The sequence below is a fragment of the Pseudomonas sp. G166 genome, assembly GCF_037027455.2.
In the GTDB taxonomy this organism is placed as follows: Bacteria; Pseudomonadota; Gammaproteobacteria; order Pseudomonadales; family Pseudomonadaceae; genus Aquipseudomonas.
The window spans coordinates 4093322-4112450 of sequence record NZ_CP146985.1; the positions used below are offsets into that span (position 1 = coordinate 4093322).

Genomic DNA, 19129 nt, shown 5'->3' on the forward strand with positions numbered 1-19129 from the left:
GATGTCGGTCACACAAAACGCAAACGGTTATTCGGTCAGCCAGGACAAGGACGGCCAATGGTGGATTATCAACTACCATGGCGAGCAGGTCGCCGGCCCCCTGCCCAGCAAAACGATGGCGGTGGAAGTGGCGGCGGTATTCCAGGACGACCGCTCTGCCCCGGCGGCCAAGGAACGTGACACAGCCCCGGCACGCAGCCCCCGCCGCAAGAAGTAAACAGACAAGCCCCAAGTAAATGACGCACGGCATTGAACGGGGCTTTGTTTATCTGTACCGGAATGGCCATTCGCTATACTCTCGCGCCTGCCCCTCCCTTCCTGATGACGATTCCATGAAAACACTTCTGGCGCTGTTTGCCGTCCTGGCCCTGGCGGGCTGTGCCTCTGCCGAAAAAACCTACCTGAACAATGGCGAACAGGGACTGACCATCGATTGCTCCGGCGAAGCCAATGACTGGGCCACCTGTTATGAAAAAGCCGATGCATCCTGTGCCGGCACCGGCTACCGCATCGTCGGCACCGATGGCACACCGCAGGCCAAGGAAAGCGAAAAGACCCTGGGTGTCGACGTCGGCAACTACACCAGTCGCAGCGTCGTGGTGGTGTGCAAGTAAGAAGTTACATGTGGATCTCAGCGAACTTGATACCCAGGCCGCGTATGGTCTCGATCAGTTCGTCGAGGCTGCTGAAGGATTCGACTTCATCCTGCTCATCCACCAGGAAAAAACTGCGCCCGGCGCTTTTCTTGAAAAAGACGATCCATTCGCCTGGGCTCGCCGGGTTCTGAATCACATGGGTGGCAGATATAAGACCTTCTGCATGGCGCTCACGCACCTGCTCGCGTTTCATCGACTGACTCCATAAATGACAATGCCGCCAACGTTGACCGTGGCGGCATTTTTTGTCGAGGGCAACAGTTTATCCGATGCGTGCCCCGCTCGTCAGGCTGAGACGGCGCTCAACCGGAAATGCAGGCGTTGGCCGCGTCCTGCACATCGCCGGGACGCACAGGCACGTTGGACAGGCTTTCGTGCAACTTGATGCTGCTGCCGCTGGAGCGCTCGTCAATGTCGAACACCGCCGCCGGCAGGGTCGACAGTTTGCCCGGCACAATCAACCTCACGCCGTTCTTGTGCGGTTCCATTTGCAGCGGGCCACGGCTGCTGGCCAGCTTGTCGGCCACGCACTTGGCGTATTCATGGGGTTTCTTTCCGGAGATGACGCTCATGGTGGGCGGCGTCTGGTTGATGTCCGATACCGATGCACATCCACTCATTGCCAATGCCAACACCCACACGCTGCGCTTCATATGATTCCTCCAATAAAGACCCTCCGACAGTGCCGACGCCGTTTTTCTCCGGGGCCGCACCGCTTTTTTTATCCCGCTTCCTGCGATAAATGACCAAAGCCTGGAGCGCGGGCCGGATATTAACACTCGGGGCTGATAAACTGCGCATCATTGTCCCTTGCTATCGTTTTGATTTTGTAGAAAAAGCCCTTCTGGAGGCGCCCATGAAATTCATCCACCAGCGCGAGCACCTGAACGAAGACGATATCGTCGTTATCGAATGCTCCCAAATGTGCAACATCCGTTTGATGAACGACGCCAACTTCCGTAGCTTCAAGAACGGCGGCCGGCACACTTATCACGGCGGCGCATTCGATACCTTCCCGGCCAGGATCACTGCACCGAGCACCGGCTTCTGGAACATCACCATCGACACCGTCAACCGCCGGGCCATCAGTGTCACGCGCAAGCCGACCCTGACCCACAAGATCAAGATCATCCGGCGTTCCAGCTCGAAACTGAGCTGAGCATCGCCCCTTCAAGAAAGGCAAAACCGTGGCCCAGACAACCAAATACGTCATCAAGTACAAGCTCAACGGCGAACGCCGTTTCGAGTTCGCACAACTTCAAACCGGCACCGAGGAAGAAGCCAAGGCAGCGCTACAGGCGTTGCACGGCCAGACCGATGATGTCATCAGCGACATCAGTGTCAGCAAAGCCTTGTAGCGGCTCACCCTGATTGATTTTTTGTGGCGTGGGGATTTATCCCCTCGCCACAGGGTAGATGGTTTATCGGTTGGCACAGGGATCCAGGTCCACTCTCTTGGCGCCCCGGATAAAACATTGACCGCAAGCCTCGGAGTGCCAGTCGTCGGGGCACTCGCCAGACTGAGCAATCCTTTCTACCAAGGTTTGTGATCATGTCCGCCATCCTGCAAACACCCTCGCTGAACCACGCCATGGACAACCTGGACTGGCCTGCCCTGGAGCAAAACCTCGATCAGGACGGCAGCGCGATCATCCGCAACCTGCTGCCCGCCACGCAATGTCGAATGCTCAGCGGTTTATACGCCGAACCCGGGCTTTTTCGTTCCCGGGTGATCATGTCTCGTCATGGCTTCGGGCGCGGCGAGTACCAGTACTTTCGTTACCCACTGCCCGATATCGTCCAGCAGCTGCGCCAGTCGCTGTATCCGCTGCTGGTGCCGCTGGCCAATCGCTGGAACGAATGCATGGGCATCGAAGTGCGATACCCCGACGAGCACGCCGACTTTATTCAGCGCTGCCATGGCGCCGGGCAACAGCGCCCGACGCCGTTGCTGCTGCAATACGGCCCGCAGGATTACAACTGCCTGCATCAGGATCTGTACGGCGAGCAGGTGTTCCCACTGCAAGTCGCGATCCTGTTGTCGGAACCGGGCCGGGACTTCAGCGGCGGTGAGTTCGTGCTGACCGAGCAACGCCCGCGCATGCAATCGCGGCCGCAGGTCATCGATCTGAAACAGGGCGATGCGGTGGTGTTCGCCGTGCATCAGCGGCCGGTCAAAGGCGTTCGCGGTTATTATCGGGTGAACATGCGCCATGGCGTCAGCTGCGTGCACAGCGGCAGGCGGCACACCTTGGGAATCATTTTTCATGATGCGCAATAACGACACACCGCTCACATTGGACCTGTTTGCCGACCAGGCGCCCACCACACCCGGCCAGGTCGAACAGATCGGCCAGCAATCTTTCGTGCTGCGCGGTTTCGCCCTCCCCTGGCTGGAGCGTTTGCTGCCGGCCCTGGAAACGGTCTTGCAGGCCGCGCCGTTCCGGCAGATGGTCACACCCGGCGGCTTTACCATGTCGGTGGCCTTGAGCAGTTGCGGCGCGCTGGGCTGGACCACCGACCGCAGCGGCTATCGCTACACCGCCCATGACCCACAGACCGGCCAGCCCTGGCCACAGATGCCGGCGGTGTTTCGCGAACTGGCCCAGGCCGCCGCCCGGCAGGCGCAGTTCGAGCACTTCGAACCCGACGCCTGCCTGATCAACCGCTACGTACCCGGTGCACGGATGTCACTGCATCAGGACAAGAACGAACGTTCCCTGGCCGCCCCCATCGTCTCGATGTCCCTGGGCCTGCCGGCGGTGTTCCAATTTGGCGGCTTCGAGCGCAGCGACAAGAGCCTGCGCATCCCGTTGTTCCATGGCGACATCGTGGTCTGGGGCGGCGTGGACCGTTTGCGTTACCACGGCGTATTGCCGCTCAAGGAAGGACAGCACCCGCACCTGGGCAGCCAGCGGATCAACCTGACGTTTCGCACTGCCGGCTGAATGTGCAGAATTCAACCGCAAGACCCGGAGTGTTGCCACCTCGCAGGCTCGCTACTGTAGGCAAAACGGGCCAATGGACATAACGACCATGAACAGCACTTCGAACAATCCCGCCCCTGAACTGGATCCGCGCTGGGCCGCCGTGCTCGCCCGGGATCCGCGCGCCGACGGACAATTCGTCTATGGCGTGAAGACCACTGGCATCTATTGCCATCCCAGCAGCCTGTCGCGGCTGCCCAACCCGCGTAACGTCGAATTCTTCGACACCCCGGAACAGGCCCAGGCAGCCGGCTATCGCCCCAGCAAGCGCGCGGCCAGGGACCAGACCCAGATCGCCGCCCAACAAGCGGCCCGGGTCGCGGCCGCCTGCCGGCAGATCGAAGCCGCTGAAGAATTGCCAGGCCTGAATGAACTGGCAGAAAGCGCCGGTTTGAGCCCTTTCCATTTTCATCGGGTGTTCAAGGCGGTCACTGGCCTAACCCCCAAGGGCTATGCCGCCGCGCACCGTTCGCGCAAGGTGCGCGAGCGCCTGGCCGATGGTGGGACGATCACTGATGCGCTGTACGACGCCGGTTTCAATTCCAACAGCCGCTTCTATGAAGCCGCCGACAAAGTCCTCGGCATGAAACCCGCCGACTACCGCGCCAAGGGGCAGAACACCGACATCCGTTTCGCCGTCGGCCAATGCTCCCTCGGGGCGATCCTGGTGGCGCAAAGCGAGCGTGGCGTGTGCGCGATCCTGCTGGGGGACGACCCGGACACGTTGGTGCGGGACCTGCAAGACAAATTCCGCCGGGCCAACCTGATCGGCGCCGACCGCGAGTTCGAGCAATTGATCGCCCAGGTGGTGGGCTTTATCGAAGCGCCGGCGCTGGGCCTGGACCTGCCCTTGGACCTGCGCGGCACGGCGTTCCAGGAAAGGGTCTGGCAGGCCCTGCGGGACATTCCAGCGGGCAGCACCGCCAGCTACGCCGAGATCGCCCAGCGCATCGGCATGCCCAAGGCCGTGCGCGCCGTGGCCCAGGCCTGCGGCGCCAACAGCCTGGCGGTGGCGATCCCTTGCCACCGGGTAGTGCGCAGCGACGGTAACCTGTCGGGCTATCGCTGGGGCGTGGAACGCAAGCGTCAGTTGCTGGCGCTGGAACGCTCGTCCGGGGACTGAACACCGATGTAGATCGCTACCGAATCGGGGCCGCTGTAGACCTCGAAATCGCTGGTGAAACGGCGCAGGGTTTGCGGGTTATCGGCGAAATACGCCCAGATCAGGCCCCAGGTCTGGATCACGCAATCGGGCATCGGCCCCTTGGCCGAAAACACCAGGTAATCCCCGCCTTCGATGTCCACGGCGGGGTAGCCTGCGCTCGTCGCATCGACCTGCACACCGGCGGTCACATCGAAGTAGCCGGTGGCGTCGGACTCATAATTGGAATACACGCCGTAGACGAACGACTCCGACTGCCGAGCCGGAATCGCGTCGAACAGCCCTTCGGTGAAGAACTGCTGCCACATCGGACCGATCCTGGCCGTGTCGGGTTGCTGCTCGTCGGTGTTGCGGGTGCGCACCTGCAGACCGGCCACGGTGAAGGGTTCGACGGTCTTGAGTTTTACGTCCATGAGTCAGGCTCCTTGATGAATGAAGCCCGCATGGTAACGCTCCCGCCGTGGGGATCAAGTTACGGTGTGCCATTGAAAAACTCGACTGGCCCTGGCCGGGGTACACCTGCTAAAAACCCTGTTTCCTTTCTGCCCTCGGAGACCCCGCACATGAACCAGTGGCCAGACACTCGCATTCTTGACCTGCTCGGAATCGAGCTGCCCATTATCCAGGGGCCACTGGCTGGGGTGACGGGGCCGGCCATGGTGGTCGCCACCTGCAATGCCGGCGGGCTGGGCTCGATGCCGGCGGCGATGCTGGATGTCGAGCAACTGCGCCAGGCACTGACGACCATCGGCGAACAGACCGACAAGCCATTCAATGTGAATTTTTTCTGTCACCAGCCGCCCGTGTTCGATAAGCAGCGGGCCGAGGCCTGGAAACAACGGCTCAAGCCCTATTACGAGGAACTGGGCGCAGACTTCGACGCACCGACGCCGGTGTCCAACCGCACGCCGTTCGATGATGCGGCCTGCCGTGTGCTGGAGGAAATGCGTCCGAAAGTGGTCAGTTTCCACTTCGGCCTGCCGGAAAAATCCTTGCTGGATCGGGTGAAGGCCACCGGTGCGAAAATCCTCTCGTCAGCCACTACGGTCGAGGAAGCCATCTGGTTGGAACAGCACGGTTGCGACGCGATCATCGCCATGGGCTATGAAGCCGGCGGCCATCGCGGGATGTTCCTCAGCGACGACCTCAACACCCAGGTCGGCCTGTTCGCCTTGTTGCCGCAGGTGGTGGATGCGGTGCGCGTGCCGGTGATCGCTGCTGGCGGCATCGGCGATGCGCGGGGAATCGTCGCCGCGTTCGCCCTTGGCGCCTCGGCGGTGCAACTGGGCAGCGCCTATCTGTTCACCCCTGAGGCCAAGATCAGCGCGTCCCATCACCGGGCGCTGCGCACAGCCAAGGAAAGCCAGACCGCCGTCACCAACCTGTTCACCGGTCGCCCGGCCCGGGGCATCGTCAACCGAGTGATGCGCGAAGTGGGCCCGATGAGCCCACTGGCGCCGGCATTTCCCCTGGCGGGCGGGGCATTGATGCCGTTGCGCGCCAAGGATGAAGCGGACTTCAGCAACCTCTGGGCCGGCCAGGCGTTTCCCCTGGGCCGCGAGCTGTCGAGCGCCGAGCTGACCCGACAACTGGCCGAGGAGACGCTGGCCCACCTGAACAACCGTGGTCGGTCCTGACGGTCGTCAGCGCCTGTCAGGCCGTTATCGCGAGCAAGCTCGCTCCCACACTTGATCTGTGGCAACCACCACATCCAGGTAGACCGCCGAACCTGTGGGAGCTGAGCTTGCTCGCGATGGCGGCGGCCCTCTCACCTTTCCTGTTGTTGATCCCCGACAAAATGCCACGTTCCGTTTATCGGCCATTCGCTATATATTTCCGTATACAGCGACCTGACCTTACGGATCCCTACCATGCCCCTCTCCCGCTTCGCGCCGTTGCTACTGACCACGCTGTTTACCGTTGGCGCCGTCCAGGCCGATGAGGTGCAAGTGGCGGTTGCCGCCAATTTCACCGCCCCGCTCCAGGCCATCGCCGCCGATTTCGAAAAAGACACCGGGCACAAATTGGTGGCCGCCTACGGTGCGACCGGACAGTTCTACACGCAGATCAAGAACGGCGCGCCGTTCGAGGTCTTCCTCGCCGCCGATGACAGCACCCCGGCCAAACTCGAAAGCGAAGGCGATACCGTCAAGGGCTCACGCTTCACCTACGCCATTGGCACGCTGGCGCTGTGGTCGGCCAAGGAGGGCTATGTCGACAGCGCAGGCCAGGTACTCAAGGACAACGCTTTCCAGCACCTGTCTATCGCCAACCCGAAGGCTGCGCCCTACGGCTTGGCCGCGACCCAGGTGCTGGACAAGCTGGGGCTGACCGCGCAGGTCAAGAGCAAGCTTGTCGAAGGCCAGAACATCACCCAGGCCTATCAGTTCGTCTCCACTGGCAACGCCGAACTCGGCTTCGTGGCCTTGTCGCAGATCTACAAGGACGGCAAAGTAACCGGTGGTTCGGCGTGGATCGTCCCGGCCGAACTGCATGATCCGATCAAGCAAGACGCGGTGATCCTCAGTAAAGGCCAGAACAACCCCGCCGCCGCCGCGCTGGTGGATTACCTCAAGGGCCCGAAAGCCGCCGCCATCATCCAAGCCTACGGTTATCAACGCTAAATGCCACTGACCAGTGCCGACCTTGCAGCGATCTGGCTGACCCTGAAACTGGCGTCGTTGACCACGGTGATCCTGCTGCTTATCGGCACGCCCATCGCCTTGTGGCTGTCACGCAGCCAATCCTGGCTGCGTGGGCCAGTAGGTGCGGTAGTGGCGCTGCCCTTGGTGTTGCCGCCCACGGTGATCGGCTTTTACCTGCTGCTGGCGTTGGGCCCCAACGGCTGGATCGGCCAGTTCACCCAGGCTCTCGGGCTGGGCACCCTCACCTTCAGCTTTACCGGGTTGGTGATCGGCTCGGTGATCTATTCGATGCCGTTTGTGGTGCAACCGTTGCAGAACGCCTTTGCCGCCATCGGCAACCGCCCTCTGGAAGTCGCCGCCACGCTGCGGGCCAGTCCTTGGGATACCTTCTTCAGCGTCATCCTGCCCCTGGCCCGGCCCGGCTTCGTCACTGCGGCGATTCTCGGCTTTGCCCATACCGTTGGCGAATTCGGCGTGGTGTTGATGATCGGCGGCAACATCCCTGAGAAAACCCGGGTGGTTTCGGTGCAGATCTACGACCACGTCGAAGCCCTTGAATATGCCCAGGCCCATTGGCTGGCGGCGGCGATGCTGGTGTTTTCATTTGCTGTGCTGCTGGCGCTGTACTCCAGGCGCAGAACCCGGACCGGTTGGAGCTGATCGATGATTCAGGCGCGCTTGCAGCTCGACCACGGGGACTTTTCCCTTGACCTGGCTGTGCAACTGCCGGGCCGGGGGGTGACCGCTTTGTATGGTCCGTCCGGTTCGGGCAAGACCACCTGCCTGCGCTGCATCGCCGGGCTGGAGCGGCCGTCCCATGGCTTCATCGAGGTCAATGGCGACGTGTGGCAGGACAGTGAACACGGCGTGTTCCTGCCGCCGCATAAACGAGCGGTGGGGTATGTGTTCCAGGAGGCGAGCCTGTTCACCCATCTTTCGGTACGGGGCAACCTGGCGTTCGGCCTCAAGCGCATCGCCCCAGCGCAACGGCGCGTGGACATGGTCCAGGCGAGCGAATTGCTGGGTATCGCTCACCTGCTCGAGCGACAGCCGCACACCCTGTCCGGCGGTGAACGCCAGCGGGTGGGCATCGCCCGCGCCTTGTTGACCAGCCCACGACTGTTGCTGATGGACGAGCCGCTGGCGGCCCTCGATAGCCGGCGCAAAAACGAAATCCTGCCGTACCTGCAACGGTTGCACGATGAACTGGATATCCCGGTGCTGTACGTCAGCCACTCCCAGGACGAAGTGGCACGCCTGGCCGACCACCTCGTACTGCTCGACGGCGGCCGCGCGCTGGCCAGCGGGCCGATCGGTGAGACCCTGGCCCGGCTCGACCTGCCGCTGGCCATGGGGGATGACGCGGGGGTGGTGATCCAAGGCAAGGTCAGCGGTTATGACCCCACCTATCAACTGCTGACCCTGAACCTGCCCGACAGCCAGTTGAATGTGCGGGTGGCTCATACGGCGCTGGCTGTCGGGCAGCCGTTGCGCTTCAAGGTCCAGGCCCGGGACGTCAGCCTGAGCCTGACGAACGACGCCCAGACCAGCATCCTCAACCGCCTGCCGGTCACCGTGGTCAGCGAACTGGCCGCCGACAATGCCGCCCATGTGCTGATCCGTCTGGAAGCGGCCGGCACGCCACTGTTGGCGCGCATCACCCGCTACTCCCGCGACCAGTTGAAACTGCATCCGGGGCAGTTGTTGTGGGCGCAGATCAAGGCGGTGGCGGTGTTGGCGTAGGATCCCGAGTCTTGCCCAAACCCCATGTGGGAGCGAGCTTGCTCGCGATGGCGGTGAGTCAGCTTGCATCAATATTGAATGTGCCGACGTCATCGCGAGCAAGCTCGGCTCCCACAGACTCAGTGGTGTATTCAAGATTCGACGCCCCTCAGAAACTTGGCACGTCCGCAACGGGCTGCGGTCAATCGATCACAGGCCACCGGATTCGTTGCCAAGGACTCTTTTCATGCCCGACACCCTGCCGCCGGATGCACTGCCGGCCGACCTGCATTACGTCGACGACAGCGCCCCCGGTATCACCCGGCGCAAATTGCGCGGCAAGTTCTGTTATTTCGACCCACAGGGCCAGCGCATTACCGACGCCGCCGAAGTCCAGCGCATCAATGCCTTGGCGGTGCCGCCGGCCTACACCGATGTGTGGATCTGCACCGACCCGCGCGGCCATCTCCAGGCCACCGGGCGCGATGCCCGGGGGCGCAAGCAATACCGCTACCACCCGCGTTGGCGAGAAGTGCGCGACGCGGACAAGTATTCACGCATGCTCGAATTCGGCCGCACCCTGCCGCGCTTGCGCAAACGCCTGGAAGAGATCCTGGCCCAGCCCGGTTTCAGCCGCGACAAGGTCATGGCCACGGTCATCACCCTGCTTGATATGACCCTGATCCGGGTCGGTAATACCCAGTACGCCCGGGACAATCGCTCCTACGGCCTGACGACCTTGCGCAGCAAGCATGTCGAGATCAACGGCAGTGCCATCGCCTTCCAGTTCCGTGGCAAGAGCGGCGTCGAACACCAGATCACCGTGAAAGACCGACGCCTGGCGCGGATCATCAAGCGCTGCCAGGAGATCCCCGGGCAGAATCTGTTCCAGTACCTGGACGAAAACGGCGAGCGCCACGCCATCAGTTCCTCGGACATCAACGCCTACCTCAAGACCCTCACCGGCGCCGACTTCACCGCCAAGGACTACCGCACCTGGGCCGGCAGCGCGGCGGCCTTGGCCGGGCTGCGGATGCTGCGTTGGGAAACCGAGAGCGAGGCCAAGAAACATGTCGCCGAGATGGTCAGGCAGGTCGCCCGCCAACTGGGCAACACGCCCACCGTCTGTCGCAAGTGCTACATTCATCCAGCAGTGGTCGAGGGTTTCCTGCTCGGCACCCTGAGGGAATTGCCCAAGCCCCGGGCGCGCAAGGGCCTCAGTGACGAAGAAGCCGGGCTGGCGATGTTTCTCCAGCGCATGACACAGGCCGCCGAGATTTGCGAACGGCAGCAACCGGCTTAACACGCGCACGGGCAGCTCACCATAGACGAGGAACATCCGCAGACCGCTGGACTCCCAACAGTACAGCGCCGCCGTTGCGCAGACACCTGAACGGATGAAGTCGACAGGAGTTTCAGATGGCCGAACACATTGTCCATTTCCATTGCCAGATCGATCAGGGCACCACGGAACGCTTCCGGGACAATTGCCTGGAAGCCATCGAAAAAGGCGCTGACTCGCTGATGCTCAATCTCTCGACCGTCGGCGGCAGCACCAACTTCGGTTTCACCCTCTATACCTTCATCAAGTCCCTGCCGGTGCCGGTACGTGCGGTGAACGCCGGCAACATCGAGTCGATGGGCATCGTCATGTACCTGGCCGCCAGCGACCGTACCACCACCCCTCATTCACGCTTTCTGATCCACCCGATGAACTGGTATTTCGGCCAGAAATCGGTGGACCACTCACGCTTGCGCGAGTACCTGTCCAGCCTGGACAACGACGTGGCGCGCTACGTGGAAATCTATGTCAAGGAAACCGCGGGCGCCGCGACCCAGCTGGATATTTTCAAATGCCTGTGTGCCGAGGAACGGGTCATCCCGGCGGAAAACTCCCTGGCTTTCGGCATTGCGCATCGGGTCGAACAAGTGGTTTTCCCGGCGGATGCCAAGCATTGGAAAGTCAGCGGTGGCGAGGACTAGAAGCGCAGGCCGCTGGCTGCTGACCATTCGTCGCGAGCAAGCGGTTTTTATTAAACTTCCGCCGGCCATTTTCTTTCCCAAATAATGCGAGGCACGTTGCTCGCTCAACCAAAATGAGGATTCTCGAAATGGCCAGTAGCGGAAACAAAAACCCAGGCAACTTCGCCAACGATCGTGACAAAGCATCTGAAGCCGGCAAGAAAGGCGGACAAGCGTCAGGCGGCAACGTTGCCAACGACCGGCAAAAAGGCACTGGAGCCGGTAACAAAGGTAGCGAACGCAGCCAAGGCGGCGGCAGAAAATCGTAACGAACCTAACCGTTGGGGCGCAGACGTGCTGCGCCCTGACGCTATCCGCTCATTCCCCCGCCACAAATACGAAATTCCATATATTCGATTATCCGCATATACTCCGGCGCAGCCCACCCTTGCGCTTATCGGAGCCGATCGATGAAAGTCCTCTTCATGTGCACAGCCAACAGCTGCCGCAGCATTCTCAGCGAAGCGATGTTCAACCATCTGGCCCCGGCCGGGTTCGAAGCCGTCAGCGCCGGCAGTTTCCCCAAGGGCCACGTACTGCCGCGCAGCCTGAGCACCTTGCAGGAAGCCGGTATCAGCACCCAAGGCTTGCGCAGCAAGGGTAACGACGCGTTCGAGGGCAGCCCGCCGGACATCGTCATCACCGTGTGCGACAGCGCCGCCCGCGACGCTTGCCCGGTGTACTTCGGTCCGGCGATCAAGGCCCACTGGGGCCTGGTCGATCCATCGACCGTCAAAGGCAGCGACGATCAGATCGGCCAGGCCTTCCATGCCACCCTGGATCGTATCGAAAGCCGCTGCCGGGCGTTTTTCGCCCTGCCCTTCGGCCAACTCGATGCCCAGGCCCTGAAAGCCGAGCTCGACCGCATCGGCACCCTCTGACCCGGAGCCCCCATGAGCGACGACTTGCCCAACCTCGACGCGGCCCTGTCCCAGAGCATCGCTGGCGTCAGCGATGGCCCCCACAAGCCACGCATCCTCCTGCTCTATGGTTCGACCCGGCCGCGTTCGTTCAGCCGTTTGCTGGTGGAGGAAGCGGCGCGGCTGTTGGAGCACTTCGGTGCCGAGACCCGCATTTTCAATCCATCCGGCCTGCCGTTGCCCGATGACGCGCCGAGCAGCCACCCCAAGGTCCAGGAACTGCTGGATTTGATGATGTGGTCCGAAGGCCAGGTGTGGTGCTCACCGGAACGGCATGGTTCGATGTCGGCGGTGTTCAAGGCGCAGATCGACTGGGTGCCGCTGGCGCTGGGCGCGGTGCGTCCGACCCAGGGCAAGACCCTGGCGGTGATGCAGGTGTCCGGCGGCTCGCAGTCGTTCAACACCGTCAATCAACTGCGAGTGCTGGGTCGCTGGATGCGCATGTTCACCATCCCCAACCAGTCGTCGGTGCCCAAGGCGTTCCTGGAATTCGACGAGCACAACCGCATGAAGCCCTCGGCCCTGTATGACCGAGTGGTGGACGTGATGGAAGAACTGGTGAGGTTCACCGTGCTATTGCGTGACCGCCCGGACTTGGTGGACCGTTACTCCGAACGCAAGGAGTCGGCCGAAGAACTGTCCAAGCGGGTCAATCAACGCTCGATATAGCTGCGCTTGACCGCCTCGATCCAGGCTGGATCCAGGCGCGACTGCTCAGTGTCCAGGTTCAGCGCTTGCATCTTCGCCAAGTGCTCGTCGGCCTCGCGGGCAAGCGCACCCTGGGCGCTGGAGTTGGCATCCAGTTGGTGCATCTGGGTCAACCCCAAGTGATAGAAGCGCAGCAGCTTCATGGCTGTTGGGTCCTGGGCCTGTACACCGGCCGTCACCTGGTGCATCACATTGGTGATTTTCATCAGGCTGCGCTTGAGCTGCCAGCCATACACCGCTGCGGCCATCCACGGCTGCGACCAGAAATACAGGCGCATCAGCGCAGCCATCGCCAGCACCGCGACAATCACCCCTGCGAGATTGAAGCGAAAGTTATCGCCTCCAGGCGTTCCGAACAGCATCACCGCCAGGCTGGACAGCAGCATCGCCAGGGCCAGGAACGTCACGGCGACGATGAGAGTGCTGCGACGGGTCTGCTGTCGGTAGGTGCCGGCATCCCACGGTTTGATCTCGAACATCGCGAGGTAATTTCCTTGTACGGCAGAAAAAGTGTCGCGCATTATCGCCTGCCCGGCCGATTTAGCTATGCTGGAACTCATTTTGTGCTGCAACCGAGCCCAAGGATGCGGATCAAAGTCCATAGCGATACCGCAAGGATCGTGCGATCTTCCTACGTGGACGTATTTTCAAAGATGCCGTCGTTGTGTGCATGGCATCGTTTTCAAGGAAAGCTGAATGACTCAAAGACATGTAATCAACGCCTCGGTAAGCCCAAAGGGCAGCCTGGAGACCTTGTCCCAGCGCGAAGTCCAACAACTGAGCGAAGCCGGTTCCGGCAGTATCTACACCCTCTTTCGCCAGTGCGCCCTGGCCATCCTCAACACCGGCGCCCATGTTGATAACGCCAAGACCATCCTGGAAGCCTACAAGGACTTCGAGATCCGCATTCACCAGCAGGACCGCGGCGTACGCCTGGAGCTGCTGAACGCGCCGGCCGACGCCTTCGTCGACGGCGAAATGATCGCCAGCACCCGCGAGATGCTGTTCAGCGCCCTGCGCGACATCGTCTACACCGAGAACGAACTGGACAGCCAGCGCATCGACCTGAGCTCGTCCCAGGGCATCAGCGACTACGTGTTCCACCTGCTACGCAACGCCCGCACCTTGCGTCCCGGCGTGGAGCCGAAAATCGTCGTGTGCTGGGGCGGTCACTCGATCAACACCGAGGAATACAAATACACCAAGAAAGTCGGCCATGAACTGGGCCTGCGCAGCCTGGACATCTGCACCGGCTGCGGCCCGGGTGTGATGAAGGGGCCGATGAAAGGCGCCACCATTGCCCACGCCAAGCAGCGGATCCATGGTGGCCGTTACCTGGGCCTGACGGAGCCGGGCATTATCGCCGCCGAGGCGCCGAACCCGATCGTCAATGAGCTGGTGATCCTGCCGGACATCGAGAAACGCCTGGAAGCCTTCGTGCGCGTGGGCCATGGCATCATCATCTTCCCAGGCGGTGCCGGTACAGCGGAGGAGTTCCTCTACCTACTGGGCATCCTGATGCACCCGGCCAACCAGGACCTGCCCTTCCCGGTGGTCCTCACCGGGCCGAAAAGCGCCGCGCCGTACCTCGATCAGTTGCACGCGTTCGTCGGTGCGACCCTGGGCGAGGACGCGCAAAAGCACTACCAGATCATCATCGACGACCCGGCCGAAGTGGCCCGGCAGATGACCCAGGGCCTCAAGGAGGTCAAGCAGTTCCGCCGCGAGCGCAACGACGCCTTCCACTTCAACTGGTTGCTGAAGATCGACGAAGGCTTCCAGCGTCCGTTCGACCCGACCCACGCGAACATGGCCAGCCTGGGCCTGCGCCGCGACCTGCCCGCCCACGAACTGGCGGCCAACCTGCGCCGGGCGTTCTCCGGGATCGTGGCGGGTAACGTCAAGGACAAGGGCATCCGCCTGATCGAGGAGCGCGGCCCGTACGAAATCCACGGCGACGCCGCGATCATGGAACCCCTCGACCGCCTGCTCCAGGCCTTCGTCGCCCAACACCGCATGAAACTGCCGGGCGGCGCGGCGTACGTACCATGCTATCGCGTGGTGACCTGAGCTATTTGAGGACCACCATAGATCCAACGTGGGAGCGAGCTTGCTAGCGATGACAGCGGCACATTCAGCACTGATACAAGCTGACCCACCGCTATCGCGAGCAAGCTCGCTCCCACAGGGGTTTTGTGTGATTACTGAATCCGCATCCGGCCGGCTTCATCCACTTCAATGCCTAGCCCACGGTAATCCTTGATCTGCGGATGGCGGGTGTCCACCGGATGCGCATGCGTCGCCGTCACCACCATCACATTCGCCCCTGCGGCCTCGCCAGCGCGAATGCCGGCGGCGGCGTCTTCAAAGACCAGGCATTCCTCGGGCGCCACCTGCAACCGCTCCGCTGCCAGGCGATAGCAGGCGGGGTTGGGTTTGCCGTCGCTGACGTCTTCGGAAGTGACCATCACCAAAGGGCGTGGAATCCCGGCGGCTTCCATGCGGCGCAACGCCAATGCCATCGGCGCCGAGGTGACAATCGCCCATTGGCCGGAGGGCAGGCTTTTCAGAAACGCAGCCGCACCGGCCACTTGCACCACGCCTTCGACATCCTCGATTTCCTCCCGGGTAATCTGCTCAGCCTCGACCTGGGCGTCCAGCCCCGGCAAATGCTGGCGGGCAATGGTGTCGATGGCGCGCACGCCGTGAATCGTTGGCAGGAACGTCGCTACGTCTACGCCGTGGCGCAGGGCCCAGCGTGTCCAGATGCGCTCGGCGGCGGCGATGGAGTTGAGCAACGTGCCGTCCATGTCGAAGAGGAAAGCGCGGTAGGAACGGTTGGCAGGCATCGGGATCCTCGGTGATGAAGGGTGGATGACGGTCACTGTAACATCGCCAGGCCCTGTCCCCCTGTGGGAGCGAGCTTGCTCGCGATGACGTAGGAACATTCAGTATTGATGCAAGCTGATCCACCGCTATCGCGAGCAAGCTCGCTCCCACAGGGTTCCGTGGTGGGCCGATTACACCAACCGCTCAATCGGCTGATGCTGCCAGACCAGTTTGTAATACAGCGTCTGCAACAGCAGCATGCTCAGGTACGCCACGGGAAACGCCATCCATACCCCTTGCAAGCCGAAGTGGGCATCCAGCAGATACGCCGCTGGCACCTGCACACCGACGATGCAGAAGACCGAGATCGCCACCGGCACCAACACCGTGCCGCTGGCGCGCATGATGCCACCGACAATCGCCTGGAAGCCGAACACCAGCAGGCTCCAGAGCATGATGTGCAGCAGGTGTTCGGCCTGTACCCGCGCCGCCGGGTCGGTGATGAACAGACCCAGCAGCCAGTGGGACAACAGATAGCCCAACACCACCAGCCCACCGGTGAGCCAGAGGTTGATCAAAAGCCCCGTGCGCAGGATCGGCCCAAGGCGCTCCAGGCGGCCGGCGCCGATGGCCTGGGCTCCGAGGATCGAGGCGGTGATGGCGATCGACAGCGCCGGGAACTGCACGTAGTTGACGATCTGCGTCACCGCACCGTAGGCCGCTGTGGCTTGGGAACCGTGCTGGTTGACCAACGCCAGGATCACCAGCTCCGACAACGAGATCACCACCATCTGCAACCCCGTGGGCAGGCCGATGCGCAGCACCTTGCCGAGGATATCCATGTCCAGGCGCATCGCCGCGAACAACGCACGATCCGGCGCCAAGGCGTGCGCCCGACGGTTCAGGCGCCACGCCAGCATCAGCATCGCCGAGGTAGTCCCCACCAACCCCGCCAATGCCGCGCTCTGAATGCCCATCTGTGGCAGGCCCAGCCAGCCGCGAATCAACGCAGGCGTGAGTATCAACCCGACGCTGGTGGACACCAGCAACGCCAACATCGGTGACACCGTATCGCTCACCCCGCGTAGCAGTTGTGTGAACAGCACGAATACCAGCAACATCGGCAGGATCCACATCATGACCCGGGCGTAGGATACGGCGTCTTCCAGCACATCGGCCGGCGTGCCGAGCCCCTGCAACGCCTGACGCGCAAAGACACTGCCGAGCACTGCCGCCACCAGCCCGATGATCGCTCCCAACAACAGCGTCGAGCCGGCGATGGCCTTCACCGTACCGGTTTGCCCGGCACCGTAGGCTTGCCCGATCAACACACCCGCCCCCGCCCCCAGGCCGATGACCAGGGCAATGAAGAAGAACACAATGGGAAACATGCCCGACACCGAGGCCAGTGCCTGGGTGCCGAGCATCTGACCGATGTAGATGCTGTTGAGCGTACCGGACATGGACTGCAGGAAATTGGACAGGACCATGGGGGCCAGGAACAGGAGATAGGTTTTCCAGAGGGGCTGGGTGGGCATGGGGGCTCGTGATGGCAGGTTCGAATCCGATGCGGGGTAATTTAGCTTAATCCATGGATTCTGTTTCAGAAGATGTCCGCTTTCGTGACGAGGAGCTTGCTCCGCTGGACTGCGCTGGAGGAGCTGCCGAGCGAAGCGAGAGCAAGCTCCCTCCCCCTAGCCACGGGATTTCCACAGGTCAGGCCATCTCGACAATTTCCCAATCTCGTCTATCCTTAGATAGCACTGTGCCATTATTTTTGTCGAAACCAGACGACTGGTCCTCAAGACCATGTCGGTTTTGCAGATAACCAGTTATTCGCAAATTATCTGTTGGCAACACTGTTCAAGGACCGAACCATGACGTCGTATCCAAACGGTCACTCCCTCTCCCAACCCCAGCCACGCGTCCTTTGGAGCGCCGTGCTCGTGGGTATCGTGGCAAGTGTCGGCGTGCTGGCACTCAACGGTCCGAGTGCACAAAACATCGCTTTGAGTGCAGCAGTCGTGGCCTTGGGCATCGGTGCTGGCGTGTGGGGCGCCCGCTCCCAGCGGCGTCAGCTCGACAGCGCAGTTGCAGCGGCCATTGCCCACCACGCGTTGCAAGCCGCCGAACACCCGGGCCTTAAAAACGGCGCGCAGCTCAACGAAGTCATCCTCGGAGCCATGCCAATCTGGGCCAAGCAGGTAGAAAGCTCCCGGCAGCAGACCGAAACCGCGATTGTCTCGCTGACCAGCCGCTTCACCGGCATTTCCGCACGCCTGGAAGACACCGTGCAAGCTTCGCAACTGGCCGCGGGCGAACTGGCCAGCAAAAGCGGTGGCGGCGCCGTACAGGTGCTGGCCCAGAGCGAAGGCGAACTGGTTCAGGTTATCGACTCCTTGAAGGCCACCCAGGCCAGCCGCGATGAAACCCTGGCCCAGGTGCGCAACCTCACCGCTTATACCGGTGAGCTGCGGACCATGGCCGCCGATGTCGCCGCGATTGCCGCACAGACCAACCTGCTGGCCCTCAACGCCGCCATCGAAGCCGCCCGTGCCGGTGAAGCCGGGCGCGGCTTTGCAGTGGTAGCCGACGCGGTTCGCAGCTTGTCGAGCAAATCCAGCGAGACCGGCCAGCAGATGTCGGCCAAGGTCGACATCATCAACACGGCCATCACCCAACTGGTCCAGGCCGCCTCCAGCGGCGCGGATCAGGACAGCCATTCGGTCAGCGCCTCCGAGGAAAGCATCCAGCAGGTGCTGGAACGTTTCAAGAGCGTCACCGGGCGGCTGGCCGAATCGGCTGACATGCTCCAACAGGAGAGCTTCGGCATTCGTGACGAACTCACCGAAGTGCTGGTCAGCCTGCAATTCCAGGATCGGGTCAGCCAGATCCTCAGCCACGTGCGCGACAACATAGAGGACCTGCATGTGCACATACAGCAGGCCAGTCAGTCGCCCGACCAGGCCGTCTCCATCGATGCCCGCCAATGGCTGGCCCGCATGGAAACCACTTATGCCACCGACGAGCAACGCCGCAATCATCACGGCGACTCGGGCGCGCAACAGGTTTCACAGGAAATAACCTTCTTTTAGGAGAGCCTTCATGGCTAAAAGTGTATTGGTTGTCGACGACTCCGCGAGCGTTCGGCAGGTCGTCGGCATCGCGTTGAAAAGTGCCGGCTACGACGTGATCGAGGCCAGCGATGGCAAGGATGCACTGGGCAAGCTCAACGGCCAGAAAGTGCACCTGATCATCAGCGACGTGAACATGCCCAACATGGACGGCATCACCTTCGTCAAGGAGGTCAAGAAGCTGGCCAGCTACAAGTTCACGCCGATCATCATGCTCACCACCGAATCCCAGGAGTCGAAGAAACAAGAGGGCCAGGCAGCGGGCGCCAAGGCCTGGGTGGTCAAGCCGTTCCAACCGGCGCAGATGCTGGCGGCGGTTTCCAAACTGATTCTTCCTTGATTGC

25 protein-coding genes are annotated in these 19129 nt (G+C 62.0%); 19 read left to right on the forward strand and 6 right to left on the reverse strand.

Annotation, left to right across the window (positions count from 1 at the left end; all coding sequences use genetic code 11):
- The first annotated feature begins 1 nt into the window (after nt 1).
- Both SGN16_RS17640 and SGN16_RS17645 read left to right on the forward strand, forming a co-directional pair.
- Nucleotides 2–217, forward strand: a complete 216-nt coding sequence (locus tag SGN16_RS17640; RefSeq protein ID WP_210639284.1) for a hypothetical protein — start codon at nt 2–4, stop codon at nt 215–217.
- A 115-nt stretch (nt 218–332) separates the two neighbouring features.
- Complete coding sequence (locus SGN16_RS17645) at nt 333–614, forward strand: hypothetical protein (protein ID WP_134923863.1); 282 nt, start codon at nt 333–335, stop codon at nt 612–614.
- Between the two features lie 4 nt (nt 615–618).
- Here the strand turns inward: SGN16_RS17645 and SGN16_RS17650 are convergent, their stop codons facing one another.
- Together SGN16_RS17650 and SGN16_RS17655 are read right to left on the reverse strand one after the other, a co-directional pair.
- Entirely contained in the window at nt 619–849 is a 231-nt protein-coding gene (locus SGN16_RS17650; RefSeq protein ID WP_109755196.1) for a hypothetical protein, read from the reverse strand.
- Nucleotides 850–958: 109 nt separating this feature from the next.
- Nucleotides 959–1309, reverse strand: coding sequence for a hypothetical protein (locus tag SGN16_RS17655; protein WP_210639285.1), 351 nt, complete (start codon nt 1307–1309; stop codon nt 959–961).
- Between the two features lie 203 nt (nt 1310–1512).
- Here SGN16_RS17655 and SGN16_RS17660 point away from each other — a divergent pair, with 203 nt between their 5' ends.
- The 5 genes from SGN16_RS17660 to ada all read left to right on the forward strand — a co-directional run bounded on the left by SGN16_RS17660 (nt 1513) and on the right by ada (nt 4766).
- Complete coding sequence (locus SGN16_RS17660) at nt 1513–1815, forward strand: DUF1883 domain-containing protein (RefSeq protein ID WP_003182962.1); 303 nt, start codon at nt 1513–1515, stop codon at nt 1813–1815.
- 28 nt (nt 1816–1843) lie between these two features.
- Entirely contained in the window at nt 1844–2014 is a 171-nt protein-coding gene (locus SGN16_RS17665; protein WP_210639286.1) for a hypothetical protein, read from the forward strand.
- A gap of 194 nt (nt 2015–2208) precedes the next feature.
- On the forward strand, nt 2209–2937 hold the full coding sequence (locus tag SGN16_RS17670) for a 2OG-Fe(II) oxygenase (protein WP_335945723.1): 729 nt from the start codon (nt 2209–2211) through the stop codon (nt 2935–2937).
- A complete protein-coding gene (gene alkB, locus SGN16_RS17675) occupies nt 2924–3604 on the forward strand; it encodes a DNA oxidative demethylase AlkB (RefSeq protein WP_210639288.1) in 681 nt (226 codons plus the stop codon). Before SGN16_RS17670 ends, alkB begins: the two co-directional genes overlap by 14 nt.
- Nucleotides 3605–3692: 88 nt before the next feature.
- Nucleotides 3693–4766: a bifunctional DNA-binding transcriptional regulator/O6-methylguanine-DNA methyltransferase Ada gene (gene ada, locus SGN16_RS17680; RefSeq protein ID WP_210639289.1), complete on the forward strand. Its 1074-nt coding sequence runs from the start codon at nt 3693–3695 to the stop codon at nt 4764–4766.
- Here ada and SGN16_RS17685 read toward each other — a convergent pair.
- Nucleotides 4730–5218 carry a GyrI-like domain-containing protein gene (locus tag SGN16_RS17685; RefSeq protein ID WP_210639290.1) on the reverse strand — a complete coding sequence of 163 codons (489 nt, stop codon included), beginning with the start codon at nt 5216–5218 and terminating at the stop codon, nt 4730–4732. The genes ada and SGN16_RS17685 overlap by 37 nt on opposite strands.
- 150 nt (nt 5219–5368) lie before the next feature.
- Here SGN16_RS17685 and SGN16_RS17690 point away from each other — a divergent pair, with 150 nt between their 5' ends.
- From SGN16_RS17690 to arsH, 9 genes are all read left to right on the forward strand, one after another.
- Nucleotides 5369–6442, forward strand: a complete 1074-nt coding sequence (locus SGN16_RS17690; RefSeq protein WP_335945724.1) for a nitronate monooxygenase family protein — start codon at nt 5369–5371, stop codon at nt 6440–6442.
- Between the two features lie 213 nt (nt 6443–6655).
- Nucleotides 6656–7429 carry a molybdate ABC transporter substrate-binding protein gene (gene modA, locus SGN16_RS17695; RefSeq protein ID WP_335945747.1) on the forward strand — a complete coding sequence of 258 codons (774 nt, stop codon included), beginning with the start codon at nt 6656–6658 and terminating at the stop codon, nt 7427–7429.
- On the forward strand, nt 7430–8110 hold the full coding sequence (gene modB, locus SGN16_RS17700; protein WP_335945725.1) for a molybdate ABC transporter permease subunit: 681 nt from the start codon (nt 7430–7432) through the stop codon (nt 8108–8110).
- 3 nt (nt 8111–8113) lie between these two features.
- Entirely contained in the window at nt 8114–9193 is a 1080-nt protein-coding gene (gene modC / locus SGN16_RS17705) for a molybdenum ABC transporter ATP-binding protein (RefSeq protein ID WP_335945726.1), read from the forward strand.
- Between the two features lie 226 nt (nt 9194–9419).
- Nucleotides 9420–10475, forward strand: a complete 1056-nt coding sequence (locus SGN16_RS17710; protein WP_335945727.1) for a DNA topoisomerase IB — start codon at nt 9420–9422, stop codon at nt 10473–10475.
- Nucleotides 10476–10591: 116 nt separating this feature from the next.
- Complete coding sequence (locus tag SGN16_RS17715; RefSeq protein ID WP_210639295.1) at nt 10592–11155, forward strand: ATP-dependent Clp protease proteolytic subunit; 564 nt, start codon at nt 10592–10594, stop codon at nt 11153–11155.
- A 128-nt stretch (nt 11156–11283) separates the two neighbouring features.
- Complete coding sequence (locus SGN16_RS17720; RefSeq protein WP_210639296.1) at nt 11284–11463, forward strand: general stress protein; 180 nt, start codon at nt 11284–11286, stop codon at nt 11461–11463.
- A gap of 141 nt (nt 11464–11604) precedes the next feature.
- A complete protein-coding gene (locus SGN16_RS17725; RefSeq protein WP_210639297.1) occupies nt 11605–12075 on the forward strand; it encodes an arsenate reductase ArsC in 471 nt (156 codons plus the stop codon).
- 12 nt (nt 12076–12087) lie between these two features.
- A complete protein-coding gene (gene arsH / locus SGN16_RS17730; protein WP_210639298.1) occupies nt 12088–12783 on the forward strand; it encodes an arsenical resistance protein ArsH in 696 nt (231 codons plus the stop codon).
- On the opposite strand, the gene SGN16_RS17735 is transcribed toward arsH, so the two are convergent.
- Nucleotides 12768–13301, reverse strand: a complete 534-nt coding sequence (locus SGN16_RS17735) for a DUF3087 family protein (RefSeq protein ID WP_210639299.1) — start codon at nt 13299–13301, stop codon at nt 12768–12770. The genes arsH and SGN16_RS17735 overlap by 16 nt on opposite strands.
- 217 nt (nt 13302–13518) lie before the next feature.
- On the opposite strand from SGN16_RS17735, the gene ppnN reads away from it, so the two are divergent.
- Nucleotides 13519–14892, forward strand: coding sequence for a nucleotide 5'-monophosphate nucleosidase PpnN (gene ppnN, locus SGN16_RS17740; RefSeq protein ID WP_210639300.1), 1374 nt, complete (start codon nt 13519–13521; stop codon nt 14890–14892).
- A 131-nt stretch (nt 14893–15023) separates the two neighbouring features.
- On the opposite strand, the gene SGN16_RS17745 is transcribed toward ppnN, so the two are convergent.
- Both SGN16_RS17745 and SGN16_RS17750 read right to left on the reverse strand, forming a co-directional pair.
- Nucleotides 15024–15671, reverse strand: a complete 648-nt coding sequence (locus SGN16_RS17745; RefSeq protein WP_210639301.1) for an HAD-IA family hydrolase — start codon at nt 15669–15671, stop codon at nt 15024–15026.
- 171 nt (nt 15672–15842) lie between these two features.
- Nucleotides 15843–17189, reverse strand: a complete 1347-nt coding sequence (locus tag SGN16_RS17750) for an MATE family efflux transporter (protein WP_210639302.1) — start codon at nt 17187–17189, stop codon at nt 15843–15845.
- 339 nt (nt 17190–17528) lie between these two features.
- Between SGN16_RS17750 and SGN16_RS17755 the strand changes: the two genes are divergently transcribed.
- Nucleotides 17529–18746, forward strand: coding sequence for a methyl-accepting chemotaxis protein (locus SGN16_RS17755; RefSeq protein WP_335945728.1), 1218 nt, complete (start codon nt 17529–17531; stop codon nt 18744–18746).
- A gap of 10 nt (nt 18747–18756) precedes the next feature.
- On the forward strand, nt 18757–19125 hold the full coding sequence (locus tag SGN16_RS17760; RefSeq protein ID WP_003203044.1) for a response regulator: 369 nt from the start codon (nt 18757–18759) through the stop codon (nt 19123–19125).
- The last annotated feature ends 4 nt before the right edge of the window (nt 19126–19129 follow it).